The sequence below is a fragment of the Cupriavidus sp. IDO genome, assembly GCF_000812465.1.
Classification (GTDB): domain Bacteria; phylum Pseudomonadota; class Gammaproteobacteria; order Burkholderiales; family Burkholderiaceae; genus Cupriavidus.
Window position 1 is genome coordinate 55,665 of the sequence record NZ_JWMA01000114.1, and the last position, 16,606, is coordinate 72,270.

General features: G+C 61.3%; 12 protein-coding genes and 2 pseudogenes. 5 read left to right on the forward strand and 9 right to left on the reverse strand.

Annotated elements, in window-relative coordinates; translation table 11 throughout:
* Positions 1–215: 215 nt before the first annotated feature.
* The 8 genes and pseudogenes from RM96_RS27005 to RM96_RS27040 form a co-directional block, all read right to left on the reverse strand.
* Positions 216–1,151 (reverse strand): 3-keto-5-aminohexanoate cleavage protein, encoded by a 936-nt coding sequence (locus RM96_RS27005; protein WP_039014804.1) that lies wholly within the window; start codon positions 1,149–1,151, stop codon positions 216–218.
* Between the two features lie 390 nt (positions 1,152–1,541).
* Positions 1,542–2,106 (reverse strand): annotated as a pseudogene (locus RM96_RS27010) (RBBP9/YdeN family alpha/beta hydrolase).
* Positions 2,107–2,176: 70 nt separating this feature from the next.
* Positions 2,177–3,166: an NADPH:quinone reductase gene (locus tag RM96_RS27015; protein WP_039014805.1), complete on the reverse strand. Its 990-nt coding sequence runs from the start codon at positions 3,164–3,166 to the stop codon at positions 2,177–2,179.
* Positions 3,167–3,225: 59 nt separating this feature from the next.
* Positions 3,226–4,071: a TauD/TfdA dioxygenase family protein gene (locus tag RM96_RS27020; protein ID WP_039014806.1), complete on the reverse strand. Its 846-nt coding sequence runs from the start codon at positions 4,069–4,071 to the stop codon at positions 3,226–3,228.
* A 158-nt stretch (positions 4,072–4,229) separates the two neighbouring features.
* Positions 4,230–5,558: an MFS transporter gene (locus RM96_RS27025; RefSeq protein ID WP_443112278.1), complete on the reverse strand. Its 1,329-nt coding sequence runs from the start codon at positions 5,556–5,558 to the stop codon at positions 4,230–4,232.
* A 196-nt stretch (positions 5,559–5,754) separates the two neighbouring features.
* Positions 5,755–6,981, reverse strand: a complete 1,227-nt coding sequence (locus tag RM96_RS27030) for a CaiB/BaiF CoA transferase family protein (RefSeq protein WP_039014807.1) — start codon at positions 6,979–6,981, stop codon at positions 5,755–5,757.
* A 224-nt stretch (positions 6,982–7,205) separates the two neighbouring features.
* A complete protein-coding gene (locus tag RM96_RS27035; protein WP_039014808.1) occupies positions 7,206–8,186 on the reverse strand; it encodes a quinone oxidoreductase family protein in 981 nt (326 codons plus the stop codon).
* Between the two features lie 512 nt (positions 8,187–8,698).
* The gene (locus RM96_RS27040; protein ID WP_039014809.1) at positions 8,699–9,604 is read right to left on the reverse strand and encodes a LysR family transcriptional regulator; all 906 of its coding nucleotides are present in this window, start codon (positions 9,602–9,604) and stop codon (positions 8,699–8,701) included.
* A gap of 108 nt (positions 9,605–9,712) precedes the next feature.
* Between RM96_RS27040 and glaH the strand changes: the two genes are divergently transcribed.
* From glaH to RM96_RS27055, 3 genes are all read left to right on the forward strand, one after another.
* Entirely contained in the window at positions 9,713–10,642 is a 930-nt protein-coding gene (gene glaH, locus RM96_RS27045) for a glutarate dioxygenase GlaH (protein WP_039014810.1), read from the forward strand.
* Between the two features lie 116 nt (positions 10,643–10,758).
* Positions 10,759–11,946 (forward strand): alpha-hydroxy acid oxidase, encoded by a 1,188-nt coding sequence (locus RM96_RS27050; RefSeq protein WP_039014811.1) that lies wholly within the window; start codon positions 10,759–10,761, stop codon positions 11,944–11,946.
* Between the two features lie 629 nt (positions 11,947–12,575).
* Positions 12,576–13,454 (forward strand): DUF2242 domain-containing protein, encoded by an 879-nt coding sequence (locus RM96_RS27055; RefSeq protein WP_039014826.1) that lies wholly within the window; start codon positions 12,576–12,578, stop codon positions 13,452–13,454.
* 167 nt (positions 13,455–13,621) lie between these two features.
* Here the strand turns inward: RM96_RS27055 and RM96_RS40255 are convergent.
* Positions 13,622–13,950, reverse strand: a pseudogene (locus RM96_RS40255) (NADH oxidase); the annotation flags it as partial.
* A 381-nt stretch (positions 13,951–14,331) separates the two neighbouring features.
* On the opposite strand from RM96_RS40255, the gene RM96_RS27065 reads away from it, so the two are divergent.
* A complete protein-coding gene (locus tag RM96_RS27065) occupies positions 14,332–15,657 on the forward strand; it encodes a TAXI family TRAP transporter solute-binding subunit (protein ID WP_039014827.1) in 1,326 nt (441 codons plus the stop codon).
* Positions 15,658–16,154: 497 nt separating this feature from the next.
* Positions 16,155–16,606 (forward strand): cupin domain-containing protein (locus RM96_RS27070; RefSeq protein WP_039014813.1); only part of this gene is annotated, 452 nt, incomplete at its 3' end.

The window sequence follows — 16,606 nt, forward strand, 5'->3', positions numbered from 1 at the left end:
TCGTGCGCCTGGGGAAGAGGTTCAGAACCCACACATGCCGGATGCTCAGCCAGGGTCTGCCCTGCCAGGCACAAGGCGTGCATGAAGCAGACTGAAATAGGCCCGGACTTGAGCAACCGGCGCACACGCAATCGCGTGTTTCTCAACGCGATAGAACGCACGGTGCGACTGCGCCCGTGACCAGGACGCCTGGCCTGCGAGGGACATCTTCACTGTCAAAACGCGACAGCGTTCCTGCCCTTCAGTTGAAGCATGTCACGCGCCTCGTCCGGCGTCGCCACCTCGAGGTTCAGCGATTTCAGAACGCCAACGACGTGCTTGACCTGGTCGGCATTGCTCTTCGACAGGCGGCCCGGGCCATCCCAGAGCGAGTCCTCCAGCCCCACGCGGACGTTTCCGCCCATGGCAGCCGCCATCGAGGCAATCGGTATCTGGCTGCGGCCGGCGCCGAGCACCGACCAGTAGTAGTCCTTGCCGAACAGCCGCTCGGCGGTGCGGCGCATGTGCATGACGTCCTCGGGATGCGTGCCGATGCCGCCGAGCAGGCCGAACACCGACTGGATGAAGAACGGCGCCTTGAGGATGCCGCGGTCAGCGAAGTGCGCGGCGGTATAGAGATGACTGGTGTCGTAGCATTCGACTTCGAAGCGAGTGCCATTGTCGGCACACGACTCCAGGATGTAGCGGATCTCCTTGAACGTGTTGCGGAAGACGCGGTCCTCGGAGCCCTCTAGGTAGGGACGCTCCCAGTCGTGCTTGAACTCCTTGTGGCGGGCGAGCATCGGATACAGGCCGAAGTTCATTGAACCCATGTTCAGCGAGGCCACTTCTGGCTTGAGCTGCAGCGCCGGCTGGAGGCGCTCTTCGACCAGCATGTTGGGAGCGCCGCCGGTCGTGAGGTTAACCACCACGTCAGAGCGCGCCGCGATCTCCGGCAGGAAGTCGCGGAACAGCGCGGGGTCCTGCGACGGCTGGCCATTCTCCGGCTTGCGCGCATGCAGGTGGACGATCGACGCGCCGGCCTCGGCGGCAGCAATGGCCTCGCTGGCGATTTCCTGCGCGGTAATGGGGAGATACGGCGACATCGTCGGAGTGTGAATGCCGCCCGTCACGGCGCACGTGACGATGACCTTGCTCTGGGGTGCTGCCATGGTGGATTTCCTTCGTTCTCTGGCTGGGAGATGAATTGCTTCGTGCGACGACGCAATGCTACGGAAGTTCGCCGTCGATTACTGCGGCCGCGCCCTGAATGTCGCAAATTGGCAAGTGAATGTCCTACATGGAAGCCGGGACACCGGAGCGTGCGGTACGGCGTTGACAAGTCGCCCGGCGCTACCAATCAACGACTACTTTCCAGCACCGTCCAAGTTGGAGCGCGCCCGCATCGTGGGCGATATCCCCTACTGATTCGCGATCAGGTCGAGGACAAGGTCTGTTGTTTCATGCGCCTATTACGTCCGGACGTACATGCAGGCGCATGAGTTTTGAACACCGTCCCTGGCACACAGCGTAGGACTACCAACGCCGATCCACGCTCCCACTCAGAGTTGCTGAACGAGTTCCTCTGCCAGCGGCCACGGTCCATATCCGTCTGCCGGTCCGAGATCCCCACTCCCCCGGCATCGACCAAACGGCTGCCCCAGGCCTGCGCCAGCTCGCGGATTCGTTCGAACTTCCCGAGAGGATCATTGCGGCTCGCAACCACGATGCTTGGGAATTTCAGCGGCCGCCGCGAAATGGGGGTCCGGCCCTCGTCTGCCAGCGTCTGCGGATCCTTGTTTCCGGCAGACAACGGGCTGTCGTAGTCGGTCGGCCCGGCAAGTAGTACACCCTGCACGGCGCGCTCCATCTGCTGTGCCCAGTGAACCGTGATCGACAGCCCACACTATGAGCAACGAGGATCACCGGCCCTGCAATGCTTACGACACGGTCAACGTTTGCCAACCTGGCACTGCGCAACCGCTTGTCCTGATCAATCTGGGGCACGATGCGCACCGCTCGTCCCTGCTGCTGCAATCGCTCCGCCAGTAGCGATTGTCAGTGCTCCGGCATGTGATCGCGAAAGCCAGGAACAATCACAACCGTTGGCTGATTTCCGGATGTCATAAGATTAGAATTCCTCGTTTGGCTTTGAAGACCCGCCAGCGAGCGACCTGCCAACGGCCGGCAGCATGACCTATTCGGTATCACACCGAACAACAACGGTGCCCAGCTTAGTGCCCGCTTCGACAGCCAGATGAGCCTTCACTGTGTCTCGCAAGTCGAAGATACTATCGACAGCGTGAATGGCATCCGGGACGTCTTTCATCCAGCGCGACAATCCCTCCTGGATTATCCAGCGCACCTCGCAGGGCAACCCTGGCAGGTATAGTCCCTGCAGGCAGAGATTCTTGCGAATCAGCGCGACCAGGGGAAGCGCCTGGTGGGCACCGCTGGCATACGAGACCCACTGCGCATGATTAGCGGCGACCTGCAGACAAAGCCCTGCGTTGTCGACCGCATTGACATCGACAATGTGATCGACACCTCGTCCCTGAGTGGCATCGAGAACCTGCAGCGCGGCATCCGCTGATGCGTAGTCGATCACTACATCGGCGCCGCCGAGTGTGGCGTGTGCCGCCTTGCGCTCGGAACTGGTGGTGGCAACGACATACGCACCTCCCCACTTGGCGAGCTGCACCGCGTAGTGCCCGACGGCCCCGGCACCGCCGGTCACGAGGATCCGCTTTCCCTTGATCGCGCCATGCTGAAACAGGCTCCAGTAGGCGGTCATGGCCGGAATGCCCAGGGATGCGCCCTGCGCGAAGTCCAGGTGCTCCGGCAGTGGTGACGTCAACTCGTGCGGGAGGCAGATGTATTCCGCTGCCGTACCAAAAGGACGCCCTCGCTGTCCGAAATGCAGCCAGACTCGCGACCCGAGCATCCTGCGGTCGACTCCGTCACCAAGCCTGTCGATCACACCCGCACCATCGCTGTTCGGAATAATGCGCGGGAACTCCATGCCGCCATGCATGCGTCCGGCTCGCCGGTTCACATCTCCCGGGTTAACGGCCGACGCATGGAGTCGCACGCGTACTTCGCCCGGTGCTGGTTGCGGTGCGGGAAGATCGCCGAATTGCAATACCTCCTCAGCCCGCCCTTGTTTCTCGTACCAAATCGCCTTCATAGTGCCCTTGCACCCTTGCGCATGGAGAGCGGCACGTGATCCTGCCGCCCGCTTGCTAATCAGTAGGGGATATCGCCCACGATGCCAGCGCGCTCCAACTTACGGGGTGCTGGATAGTAGTCGTTGACGGCGTAGTGCTGTGTGCTGCGGTTGTCCCATACCGCCACGTCGCCCTCCTGCCATGCCCAGCGCACCTGGTACTCGGGAATGGTAGCGCGGCTGGTCAGGTAGTTGAGCAGCAGCGAGGCGCCGGGCGACTTGTCGATGCCGTAGCGCACGTTGTCCGGCGTGCTGTAATTGGTGAAGTGCGTCGTGAACGAGGCGCCGACGAACAGGATCTTCTCCCCGGTCTCCGGATGGGTGCGTACCACTGGATGCTCCACCGGCGGATGATCGCTGGCCAGCTTTGCGCGGTTTTCCGGCGTCATGACCGCCCCGAAGCTGTGCTCGATGCTGGCCCTGGCGCGCAGGCCGTCGATCTTCCTCTTGATGTCTTCCGGCAGTTCCTCGTACGCCTTCACCATGTTGACCCAGATGGTGTCGCCGCCGATCTCGGGGCATTCGATGCAACGCAGCACTGCCCCCATGGCCGGATTGGGGCGCCACAGGCCGTCGCAGTGATAGCTGTTCTCGAAGCTGTGCGGGTTGTCGCTGCGGTAGACCCTCACGAGGCCCGGATGTTCGGGAACACTGCCGACCACCGGATGGTCTTCCAGCTTGCCGAAGCCGCTGGCGAAGGCCACGTGATCGGCGCGCGTGATCTCCTGCTTGCGAAAGAAGAGGACCCGGTGCCTGAGCAGCGCCGCCCGGATCTCGGCGAAGACTGCCGGATCGCGCGCCGCCTCGCCGAGGTTGACGCCAGAAATCTCGGCCCCGATGGCGGGGGTGATTTGCCTGATTTTCATTGCTACGCTCCAAAAACCCTGTGAATCCATGGATAATTCAACACCTGGCTTCTTGCAGGCCAGGTATCTGCGCCCCCGGCTTTTATGCCTACTTTATTGAGCCTTTTACTTGCCAATTTGCCCATTCAGGGTGCGGCCGCGGCAAGCGACGGCGGTATTCATTTCCCGACGATGTCGCAAGTCGCCTTTTCCGCGACGTGACACCACCTGCCAATGACGAACACGGCAAAGGGAGGAACTGCCGCGAGCGGTAGCCAGCGCAAGGCAACCTCAAGGCCAACCGCGTCCGCAACCATACCGGTAACGAGGGGGCCTGCGGCGAGGCCCAGGATATTGTTGAACAAGGTCAGCGTGGCAAATACCGAGCCATGAATGGCTGGCGGGGTGCCTTCGGCAATGATCGGGTTACAGGTGCCGAACGTGCTGGCGAGGAAAAACACCCCGGGCGCAAGGAACGCCAGTTGCAGATTGCCATGTGGCAAGCGGAACGCGACAGCAAGCAGCGCGCCTAGCGCAAGGCAATAGCAAATGGCCATGTTCCAGCGCTTAAGCACCGAATCCCCGCTGATGCGGTCGGTCATTACCCCGCAGAGGAGTTGGCCCAGGCCGCTGACAAGGAGAAGGCAGGCCGCCAGGACGGCCGCCTTTTCGACAGGCATACCCCAGTAGCGATGCAGGTAGCTGGGCAGCCAAACAAAAAGGGTGCCCTGGACGAAGAGCTGCAGGGCGCTGCCGAGGTACGCACAAAAGACGGAACGGGACGGAAACAGGCCTGAGACAAACGCACGGGGTGTCAGTTTCACACGCCCGTACTTCGGAGTTGGGTTTGCATTGTTCGGTTGCACACTGGCGAGTTTCTCCTCCGTGACCACGGCGCAATAGATGATCACCAGCACAAAGCCAATGATTGCCATCACGCCCATCGACCACCGCCAGCCAAAATGCGTAGCGATGAGGCCGGAAAGCGAAACGCCGAGCACGGACCCAAATGCAGCCGCCGACGTGAAGCCGCCGGCAACAGTAGACCGCATATGCCGCGGAAAGATACTCAGGAGCATCGCGAATCCGACGCTTCCATAAGCGGCCTCGCCGACACCAACGAAGAAGCGTGCGACGAACATCTCGTGGTAGTTGCTGGCGATGGCGCACCCAGCCGTGGCAGCACTCCACACTGCTACCATCAATGCAATGCTTCTGACACGTCCCCAGCGGTCCGCGATGATGGAGAACGGGAGAGTCAGCACTCCGACCATCAACGGCACTACGCTGCTGATCGAACCGAGTTGTGTGTCGGTAATCTGCCACTGCGCTTTCAGAAGCGGAAACAAGGCATTGAGCGCCTGCCGCGACATGTAATCAGACAGCAACAGGCAAAACATCAAGGAAAATACCACCCATGCGTAACCCTTGGCGCCGGCGGTGGCGGTGGCGGTGGCGGTGGCGGTGGCGGTGGCGGTGGCGGTGGGTGAAGCCGACTCAACCGGCATTGCGTTATTCGAATACGGGTTCAATTCTGTCTCCTGCAATGGTTCGCGAAACTCAGGACTTCCGCCAACCATCGACCTTGTGATACATCCACGCTCGTTCTATTCTCGGATCGCACCGTGTCCCCGGGCTTAACCGATCTCCACAAATTCTTGCCGTTTTGCGCAAACAGAGGGAAATCCCTGTCGAGGACGGCCTTTAGATAGCCTTTCTATCCCGCAAATCATGCAGGTCAGCCGTTGTGAGTTGCAGCCAGTCTTGAAGGACCTCATCGGTATGCTGGCCCAAGGTAGGTGGGCTTGAGCGGTACGTGACTGGCGAGCCGGACATACGAATGGGGTTGGCTACGAGCGGAACGCTGCCTGCCACAGGATGGGGTACGCCAACTTGCATCTCCCGGTGGCGGACATGCTCGTCAGCAAACACTCTGTCGAGCGTGTTGATAGGTCCGCAAGGAACGCCGACTGATTCCATCGCGGCTATCCATTCGTCGGTTGTGCGCTTCACGGTGACTTCGCGAATCAGGGCAATCAGTGCTTCGCGGTTCGCGACTCGCTGAGCGTTCGTGACGAAACGGATATCTTCCGCCCATGCCGCATGCCCGAGTACCTGGCAAAGCTTCGTGAACTGAAAGTCATTTCCGACAGCAATAATCATGTAGCCGTCGGCGGTCGAAAAATCCTGATAGGGCACGATATTCGGATGAGCATTGCCCATCCGCTGTGGGACAGCGTTGCCGACCAGGAAGTTGGATGCCTGATTTGCCAGGTAGGCGATCTGGACGTCAAGCAATGCCAGGTCGATGTGCTGCCCTTCACCCGACTTTTGCCGGTGTGCCAATGCAGCCAGGATTGCGACGGTCGCATAGAGGCCGGTCATGACGTCGGTGACTGCAACGCCGACTTTGATAGGACCGCCGCCTTCTACCCCATCGGGTTGGCCAGTAATGCTCATCAAACCGCCCATCCCCTGCATCAGAAAGTCATATCCCGGGCGAGCGGCGTACGGCCCTGTCTGTCCAAAGCCGGTAATGGAACAGTAGACCAACCGTGGATTGGCTGCCTTCAGGCCTTCGTAGTCGAGTCCATATTGAACCAGGCCCCCTACCTTGAAATTCTCAATGACAACATCCGACTCCATTGCGAGGCGCCGGATGACGTCTTGCCCGTCAGGAGAACTTAGGTCTACCGTCACCGAGCGTTTGTTGCGGTTCGCGCACAGGTAATACGCTGATTCGCCAGTGGACTCGCCATCCTGGGTGGCGAGCCACGGAGGACCCCACGCCCGCGTGTCATCACCTTTGCGCGGTCGTTCCACCTTCACGACGTCCGCCCCCAGGTCAGCCAGCATCTGGCCGGCCCATGGGCCGGCAAGGACTCGCGAAAGGTCGAGCACCCGTACACCGTCGAGCGCGCCACGGCTCATATCTTCGCTCCTTTTGAGAATGTTGCTGTGCGGGCCATTGCGCCCCCGAGACTCCTCTCGGATCTCCAGGTTGAGATGTGAAGCTTGAGAATGTCGAACTAGATGAGAAAGCTGCTTCGCGCGCCAGCGGATCCTGAACAACCGGACTCGACTGCCACTTTGCTGGACTATGTCCTACTGCCCTGACCTGCCTGACGGCTGGACTCTCCCACGGAGGGAAACTGTCAAATCACGAAAATGGACGAGCCGGTGGTCTTTCGAGACTCGAGGTCCCGATGTGCCGGCGCGGCGTCCTCCAGGGCATAGCGCTGATTGATCCCGATGCGGATGCGGCCTGCCGCCACGTGGCCGAACAGCTCATCGACCAGTTCCGCCTTTTCGACAGGATCGGCGATATAGTCGGCCAGGCCCGGGCGCGTCAGGAATGCCGAGCCTTTGCGGGCCAGAATTGCCGGATCGAATCCGGTGACCGGGCCGGAGGCGAAACCCACGCACACCAGCAGGCCGCGGCGCTTGAGGGAGTCCAGCGAGGACATGAAGGTGTCCTTGCCCACGCTGTCGAAGACCACGTTCACGCCCACGCCATCCGTCAGTTCCCGCACGCGCGTGACCACGTCCTCATGGCTGTAATTGATCGTGTGGTCACAGCCATGAGCGCGCGCGACTTCGGCCTTAGCGTCGGTAGAAACCGTTCCGATCACCGTCAGTCCCTGCAGCTTGGCCCATTGCGAAATGATCAGGCCGGCACCGCCGGCCGCGGCATGCAACAGGATGGAGTCGCCCGCCTTGAAGGGGTAGATCCGGCGCATCAGGTAGGCCGCTGACAAGCCCCGCATGGTCATGGCCGCCGCGACTTCGCAACTGATTGCCTCCGGCAACTTGATCAACGGTTCGGCAGAGATCAACCGCTCCGTGCTGTAGGCGCCCAGCGTGTTGGTAAAGCCCGTATAGGTCACACGGTCGCCAACCGCCAGATGGGTGACGCCGGCACCGACGGCCTCGATCAAACCGGCGGCCTCGTTGCCGATGCCGCTGGGCAGCGGCACTTTGTAAGTACCGCTGCGGAAGTAGGTGTCGGCAAAATTCAGGCCTACGGCCACGTGACGGACGCGGACCTCCCCCGGTCCTGGCTCACCCACACGGGCGTCCTCAAAACGGAGGACATCGGGCCCGCCTGTTTCGTAAATCTTTACGACTTTCGCCATGTCGTCTCCTGTTCTCTATCTGATATGACGGTTCACCGCCGGCCTGCCGCTTGATCTGAATCATCCGGCCTGGCGCAACTTTCTGCTTTGCCTTGCACGTCTTGAACTTTCCCTCCCATGACTAGACCCGCCGACGCAGGACCGGATAGCCGACTTCCGGGGCTTCGATTCGGAGGCAACGCAAGACAGTTCGGCGCACGTGCGCGATCCGCCGTCCAACCAGGACGGATCGTTCTCAGTGCTTCTTCAGCCATTCACTGGGGCGACATACGCTGCCCGCCGGCAAAATCAGCCGCGGCACGGTGGCGACCCGAACTCGGTTTGCCGCTTGCAAGGGATTACCAGCAATCAGGAGACTTTCGGCCTCGCCATGCATGACAATTACTGCGTGGCGAACTTTGGTGTGGTGACCGCACCCGGAACCGGCGGCTAGGGCCTCGCCCAACGGGGCGGCCAATTACTGCCGCCTGGCTTACGCTCCTGAGACCTGCCTTCGGCGTCAAATGACGGATCTAGCCTGCACGGCCATTGAACATCTCCGTGCCGAGCTTCACAAGTGCTCGTACCGCTGGAGATATTTCCCGACGCCTATGAGCCAGCGCCAAGTGCACCGAGAGCCTAAAGTCGGTGATCTGTCTGTAGATAACACCAGGCTGGGAGATGTTCTGCATTGACTCTGGCACGATGGCCACTCCGTATCCCGCGGACGCCAGGCAAATTGCAGAGATGAAATCCTGGACGCGATACTCCAGGTGAGGGGTGAACCCTCCGGCTTTGCCCAATGCTGATAACGCAGACCCGAATCCTTCCTCCTCCGCAAACTGCGGGACGATGAACGATTGATCGGCCAGCGCGCGCGCCGCAACCGTTCCCCGCCGTGCAAGAGGATGGCTGGCTGACATTGCTGCCAGCAGACGTTCTGTATGGACGACCTTCGTCAGCACGCCGGCCGGATAGAGCCGCCTGGGCCTGACGATCCCTACATCGATCAGCCCGTCGCTGAGCGCTTCGAACTGTCTCGGTGTTTCCATGGGCACGACTTCGAGGCGGACCATCTCGTGTGATTTCCGGAACTCGCCCAGCATCCTAGACAGGAGGCCGCTGCTGACGCCAGATGCCACGTAGCCGACACGGATAACGCCGGCCAGCCCTCGGGCGGCCAGGCGTCCGACCTGGTCGGCGCGCTCGATGTGCCGCAGCGCGGCGACAGCCTCCGCATGGAACAAGTGCCCCGCGTCGGTAAGCGATACCGGCTTCCTCTTGTTGCGGTTCAGGAGCGTGACTCCCAGATCTTGCTCAAGGCGCTGGATCTGGGTGCTGAGCCCTGACTGCGCGACACCCAGGCGATCTGCCGCCTTCGCAAAGTGAAGCTCTTCCGCCACGGCGAGAAAACACTGCAACTGGCGCACGTCAATCATCGCTTTAATCCTGAAATCAGAACAAAGATTACAGTTTCATAGCTGGATCATATCAAGGAATTCGGATGAAATGGCGCCATACACAGACACCGTCCCGGAGAACCCTCGATGAATGCCCCGCTTCCCGCGGCATTGCTTGCCGGCAATGACGAGCCCCGTTTCCAGTTGTCCACACACCCCGATCACCATCGCATCGTGCATGTCACGATCGAGCGCGCTGTCCTTCTCGGATTCCTGCATGATGTACGCGGGATCGACGTTCAGAACCTCGAGTATGTTCCCTTCATGCGCTACGAACTCGCGAGCGCGCTCGCGAAGCATGCCGGCGAGGACTTCGCGAGCACCGTCAATGCCATTGTCAAGGACCGGCAGCACGGTGGCTTTACCGTGGGACTACAGGGATTGACTACGGACGCAGACGATTTCGTTCGCTTCGGCACTGCGATCGGGCACCTGCTGGGCCCCAGCAACCACGATGCGATGTCGGGCACCTACTATGCCCGTTTTGTGGTCAGGCACACCGACAATAGCGACTCCTATCTGCGCCAGGCCTATCGGCTCTTCACGATGCACACCGATGGCACCTTCGTCAGCGAAGCGACCGACTGGCTGTTGATGATGAAGTTCGCAGAACAGAATGCAAAGGGCGGCGAGTCCCGCTTCCTGCATCTGGACGACTGGGAAGAGCATCACCGGTTTGTCGCCCACCGGCTCGGGACACAGCCCTTCCTCTACAAGGCACCGGGATCCAAGAATGTCAGCGATAAGGTCGAGCGCCCACTCTTCTTCCAGAATGAATTCGGCTTGTCGATGTCCTTCATCGATCAGTTCGCACAGCCTCGCAATCGTGAAGAGGCGGCATTCCTCAACGACCTGTCGACTTCCATGGAGGCCTCGTCGGGAACCAGGGAAGTGTCGCTCCCCGTCGGCGATCTGGTGGTCCTGAACAACTACTTCTACGTCCACGGGCGTGCGCCGTTCGAGAAGAACGAGGCGCTGTTCCGTGAACTGATGCGCCAGCGCGGGACATTCGCCTGATTGTTCAATGGGTTCCGGCACGGCTGGCTGACAGCGGCCGAAACTGACAGACGCTTCGGATCATGATGACATCTCGAACAGAACTCGCAGAAGGCCAACTCGCCCGGAGCGCTGCAATGCCTGCCCAGCCTGCCTATGGCGCTAACCGTCAGATTCATCGACGACTGCGCCCCATCCTCTCGCTTGCCGATTTTGAAGGCGCCGCAAAGCGGGTGCTTCCGCGCCCGATCTTTGGCTATATTGCTGGCGCCGCGGAGGATGAAAAGTCGCTCGCCGCGAACAGGGCGGCATTCGACGCGGTCAGGTTTCGTCCCAGGGTCCTTGTCGACGTGTCGGGGCGATCACAAGCGACCGAGCTCTTCGGGAAGCGATATGCCTCTCCCTTCGGGATAGCGCCCGTCGGCATCAGTGCGATTGCCGCTTACCGTGGTGATGTGGTCCTGGCGCAAACCGCGCAGGAAGAACGGATACCCGCGATCATGAGCGGCACTTCCCTGATTCCGATGGAAGCCGTCCACACTGCCGCACCAGACACGTGGTTTCAGGCGTACCTGCCCGGCGACGCCACACGGCGCGACGCCCTGATTGAACGGATCGACGCGGCCGGGTTCGCCACGCTGGTGCTGACGGTTGATATTCCCGTCTGGGCCAACCGGGAGAACAACGTCCGCACTGGCTTCTCCTTGCCTTTGCGGCCGTCGGTCCGTCTGGCATTCGATGGCGCGTCGCGACCGCGCTGGCTGGCCGGGACATTCGCCAGAACGCTGCTCTCGCACGGGATGCCGCATTTCGAAAATTCCTTCTCGACTCGCGGCGCACCGATCCTGTCGGCCTCGGCAATTCGGGATACGACGGGGCGTGATCACCTGAGCTGGACGGATATCGAGAGAATCCGGCAAAGATGGCGCGGCAACCTGGTCATAAAGGGCATTCTGCATAAGTCCGACGCCGAGCGCGCTGTCGCGCTGGGCGCGGACGGCATCATCGTCTCGAATCACGGCGGCCGCCAATTGGACGGTGCAGTGGAACCGCTTGCTGTATTGCCAGAGATCTGTGAAAGCGTTGCGCACAAGACAGCCGTCATGATGGACAGTGGTATCCGGCGAGGCGGCGATGTTCTGAAGGCACTGGCACTGGGCGCACGCTTTGTCTTCCTGGGTCGGCCCTTTGTCTACGCTGCGGCCGTTGGGGGCGCCGAAGGCGTTCGCCACGCCATCGCTCTCTTGCGCGATGAGGTCGATCGAAACATGGCCATGCTTGGTGCGCAGACGCTCGTTGACGTGAACAACTCCGTTGTCATCTAGACAAATCTATTGTTCTTCAGCTTGCGCTCTCACCGTGATTCGGTAATCGCTACGGCAGGCAATCGGCCTGGCCAGGAAGCGCCCAGAGCGGTGTTTTCCGGCTGGTCCGAAGCCCTGCGCATCGATCCGCTCCGTTCCAATGGACACGATGCATTGCATCCCATCTCCGAAAAATACTTCCGATGCGTTGGCCGCGGCGTGCTGGCCGAAGCGATCAAACACGAGTGCAAAATTTGCAGCACCACGTGGACGCAACAAATAGCCCTTGCTTACAGGCAAAAAGAACGGGTCCCGTCATCTCAGGCGGGACCCGTTTTGCGTCTCAACAGATTTTGCTAACGGCTAAGCATCCTGGTCTTTTTTTTAATGAACGGGCTTCACACGCCAGCACCCGGGGCGCCTTAATCAGTACACGACTCCATCTGTGCCACACTTGCTGTAGACGGCCAACGCGTCTGGATGCGTCCGGCCCCCGGTCAACAGACGAATCTATAATGACGCCCCCGGCCATGCGAGTTTGCGCCGCCACAAACGACCGGCGCAAATGCCAGTTACACCGCACATGCGGCGGCATCGTCACGATCGCGCCTCGCGGCGTGTCACACGGCCGAGCCCTTTTGATCGACGCCATGCTCCACCGATTCCGCCAGTTGTTCCTCTTGTGCGCGATTGCCGCCGTCTTGTCGGCATGCAGTTCGGCGCCGAAGCCGCTCTATCAGCAGGAGCAATTCGACACGGCGACGAGCCCATACGCGCGCACGTTCCAGGGGAATTCCGCCGCGACTTGCGAAGCCGCGCGGCGGGCGCTACTGAGCCAGGGCTATGTGTCAAATTCGACCCATCCCGATACGATCGATGGCAGCAAGAATTTCCAGCCGAGCGACGACACGCACGTCGTGATCGCCTTTCACGTCGTCTGCGCGGACGCGAACGCAGATGGCACGTCGAGCACCGCCTATGTGAACGCGGTACAGGACCGCTACGCGCTGAAGAAGACCAGCACGTCGGCCAGCGTTGGCCTGAGCGTGTTCGGCTCGCTGTCGTTGCCGATCGGCTCGGGCAGCGACTCGATGGTCAAGATTGCGAGCGAGACGATTCCGGCCGGCGTGTTCTACGAGCGCTTCTTCAATCTGGTCGACCACTTTCTGAAGGTCGATCCGGTGCGACGTGACCGCGCGACCGCGAAGGCCGCGGAGAAAGCGCAAGTTGCGCCGCTGCCCGAGCCCGCGCCGACGCCTCCGGGCGAGCCGATGAAGATGACGACGCCCGCCGTGCCGACGCCGTCCACCCCACCCGTTCCAGTGCAGCAGCCCGCTGCAGCACCTGCACCTACACCGGCTCCAGCGACCCCGTCGCCTTCGCCGACGTCGAAGGCGCCTGATGGATCAACAGCCACTGCAGCGCCCGCCGCGAAGCACGACGCAACGGCGCCGACGGCCACGTCCGCACCAGCCACACCGATTGCACCGTCCGCTCCGCCCACCGCGGGCGCGAGCGGCACGAACTGAGCGCATGCAGTAAGAGCAATTCTGGCGTCGGAGGCCATTCATGCCGAAGCGTGCAGGCGGTGAAAGCGCCGCTGCACGCCCGCAGCCCTCGCGTCATTCAGGGTTCCATTCTTATCACGGACACGTATTGGGATGCCGCTGAAGGACGCGATGCTTGCGCATCGTCTCGAGAGCGGGTTGACGATCGCCGACGCGCCATCCACCACACTCACATCTTCAGGTAGCACCATGCACTGTCCGGCGGGGACGCAGCGATACTGCGAGTACATCGCATCGCCCATCGGGCCACCCTGCGGTTCAGCAGCGCTTGCGCGGCGGGCGACGAGCCGGCGGCCACTACCAGACCGGCCCCTTCGATGCCGACCGCCATCGAGCGATCGAGCCGTGCCGCAAGTCCCCGCATGGCTGTCTCCGGGGCGGCCGTCGACACGACGGGTCGCTCGGCAGTACCCGTTACTTTGGTGGTTGACAGATCCGCAGGACCCAGCAACAAGCCTCGTGTTCCATGCTGGCCTCCGCCTGGAAATCGCCGGGTGTGGCACTGTCCACACCATGCGGCTCCGGCAGTCATGCTAGCCCGCGTTTGATCCCTCGCGGCAGGCCGGCCCTCTTGCCCCAGGGAGTCATACATAGGATCTACGGCCGGTGCCGGCCCGGTTTGCGCCGGCAAGCCGTGGACTGGCCGTTCACGCGTGCCGTCCATTTGCCAGTCATCGCCCGGCCGGCATATGCCTCCTTTCCCACCATCGCCGGCTTCGCGACAGGACAATCTGATATCGTATGGCGCCCAAGCCTTGCTACGCAGAAGGAAACCCAACAAGAGAGCCAAGCCATGCCCAGGCCCAACCCAGCGCTCCGACGCAGCCAGAAGGCGCCCATGACACCGATGCGCCGGCGCTTTGCCATCACCGGCGCCATCCTGCTGGTCGCCGCGCTGAGCTGGGGCGTGGCGGTCGTCGTCGAACCCGTCATCCAGCGCACCATCGTAATCACGACCGGCGCGGACAAGGGCATCTACCGCGGCTTTGCGGATCGCTATGCCCCCCTCCTCAAACGCGACGGCATCACGCTGGATATCCGCAGTTCCGCCGGGTCGGTCGAGAACTATTCGAGACTGACGGATCCCAACAGCGAATACGACGTCGGCTTCATCCAGTCGGGCACCACCACGCCGAAGGAAACCGACCACCTGCAGACCATCGCCGCCGTTTCCTACGAACCGATCTGGGTGTTCTATCGTGGCAAGGCCACGATAGACCGGCTGGCGCAACTGAGCGGCAAGCGGATCTCGATCGGCGTGCCCGGCAGCGGCCTGCTCAATGTCTCGCGCGTATTGCTCAACCATAGTGGTGTCAACGCGAGCAACAGCGTGCTGCTGGAGATGGACGCCAGCCAAGCCTATCAAAGCCTCCGCGATGGCCAGCTCGACGCCGCCTTCTTCATCGGCAGGCCGGATGCCGACATGCAGCAGAAGCTGCTGAACAGCGACCTGAAGCTGATGAATTTCGTTCAGGCCGACGCCCTTGTGCAGAGATTTCCCGCGCTCTCCAAGCTCACATTCCCGCGCGCATCGACCAGCATCGCCAAGGATCTTCCGCAAGCGGATGTCACGCTGCTGGCCGCCACGGCCCTGCTGGTCTCGAAGGATACCCTCCACCCCGCCCTGGTGTACCTGCTGTTGGAGGCCGCCCGGTCCGTGCATGGCGGCGAGGACTATTTCACGCGGCTGGGCACGTTTCCCAACCTGAATACGAGCGAGTTTCCGATCTCGGACGAGAGCACGCGCTACTTCAAGTCCGGACGCCCTTTCCTGCAGCGCTACCTGCCTTTCTGGCTCGCCAGCTTCATCGAACGGCGCCTGTTAATCCTGTTGCCCTTCATGGCTTTGCTGCTCGGCTTGCTGCAGGCTTTGCCGCGCATGATAGAGGCAAGGTACAAGAACCGGCTTTTAGTCTGGTACCAGGAGATCAAGGCGCTGGAAGATGAAATCTGGAGAAACGGCAAACCGACCTCGGAACAGGTGGCGCAATGGCGCGACGAGATCGAGGACATCGATGCGCACGCCAGCGAGATACGGCTGCCGCATCGCTTTTTCCGGGATGTCTACGCCCTCAAGCAGGCGATCGGCGTCGTCAGGGACCGGATTTCCCACGCATCCGCGAGGGTAAAGAATCCCGTCGACGACCGGGCCCCGAACCGATAGTGAAAAGCGCCGCCGCTACATCCGCTTAACGAGACGCCTGGCCGAACGCCACAGCCCCCGCATAGAATCGGCGTGCGCAGCCCGAACGTCGCCCCCAGAGTCGCCTCCCGCCAGACCCGTCAGGCAGGAGTCGGCCATGTAGCGACATTCGCTTGCTTCATCGCTCGGACATTCGCACATTCCATCCGCACCTGAAGCCTGCCATTGGATTCGCGAAGACCACCGTCGATTTCGTCGGCGCGGACGTACCCAAGGCTGGGCATTCAGCGACAGCAGTCGTATTCGATCGGGGGCACGGCGAGCCCCTCCTGGCCCAGCTAAGAGGCGCCTGATAACGGGACAAGGTTTCATGATCGTGATGGCGTCCAGACTCCCCTGGCGCCTTTCCGTTCCTAGGTTGCGGCGCCGCGGCTTGTATCGTCATGCTTCTTTCCTAACATGAAGGCAATCCGCGCTGATAGTCAGCGACTGCGGAAACCGGATCTGGGAGGCTAAAAATGAAACGGCTGGAATTTGCTTTGCTGCTTGCCTTGGCCATCGCGCCTCCTCTGTTCGGCCAGCAGGCCGCTCCGGTGGACAGGATGGAAATGCTGAATGCCGCGACCCTCAAATGGACAGATGCGCCCGACGCGCTCCCAAAGGGAGCCAAGATTGCTGTGTTATACGGCGACCCGATGAAGGAGGGTTCGTATGTGATCCGGCTGAAGCTGCCGGCTGGATACGAGATCCCACCCCATTGGCACACGCAGGACGAGAACCTGACCATTCTCTCCGGTGCACTCTATCTTGGGTCAGGTGACAAATATGATATCAATAAGGCACATCAGCTAGTGGCCGGCGGCTTCCACCATCTACCTGGCAAGGCGCAGCATTATGCCTTTACGAAGCGGGCAACCATTGTCGAGATTCACGGAATGGGGCCGTTCGATATCCATTATCTCGAGGAAAA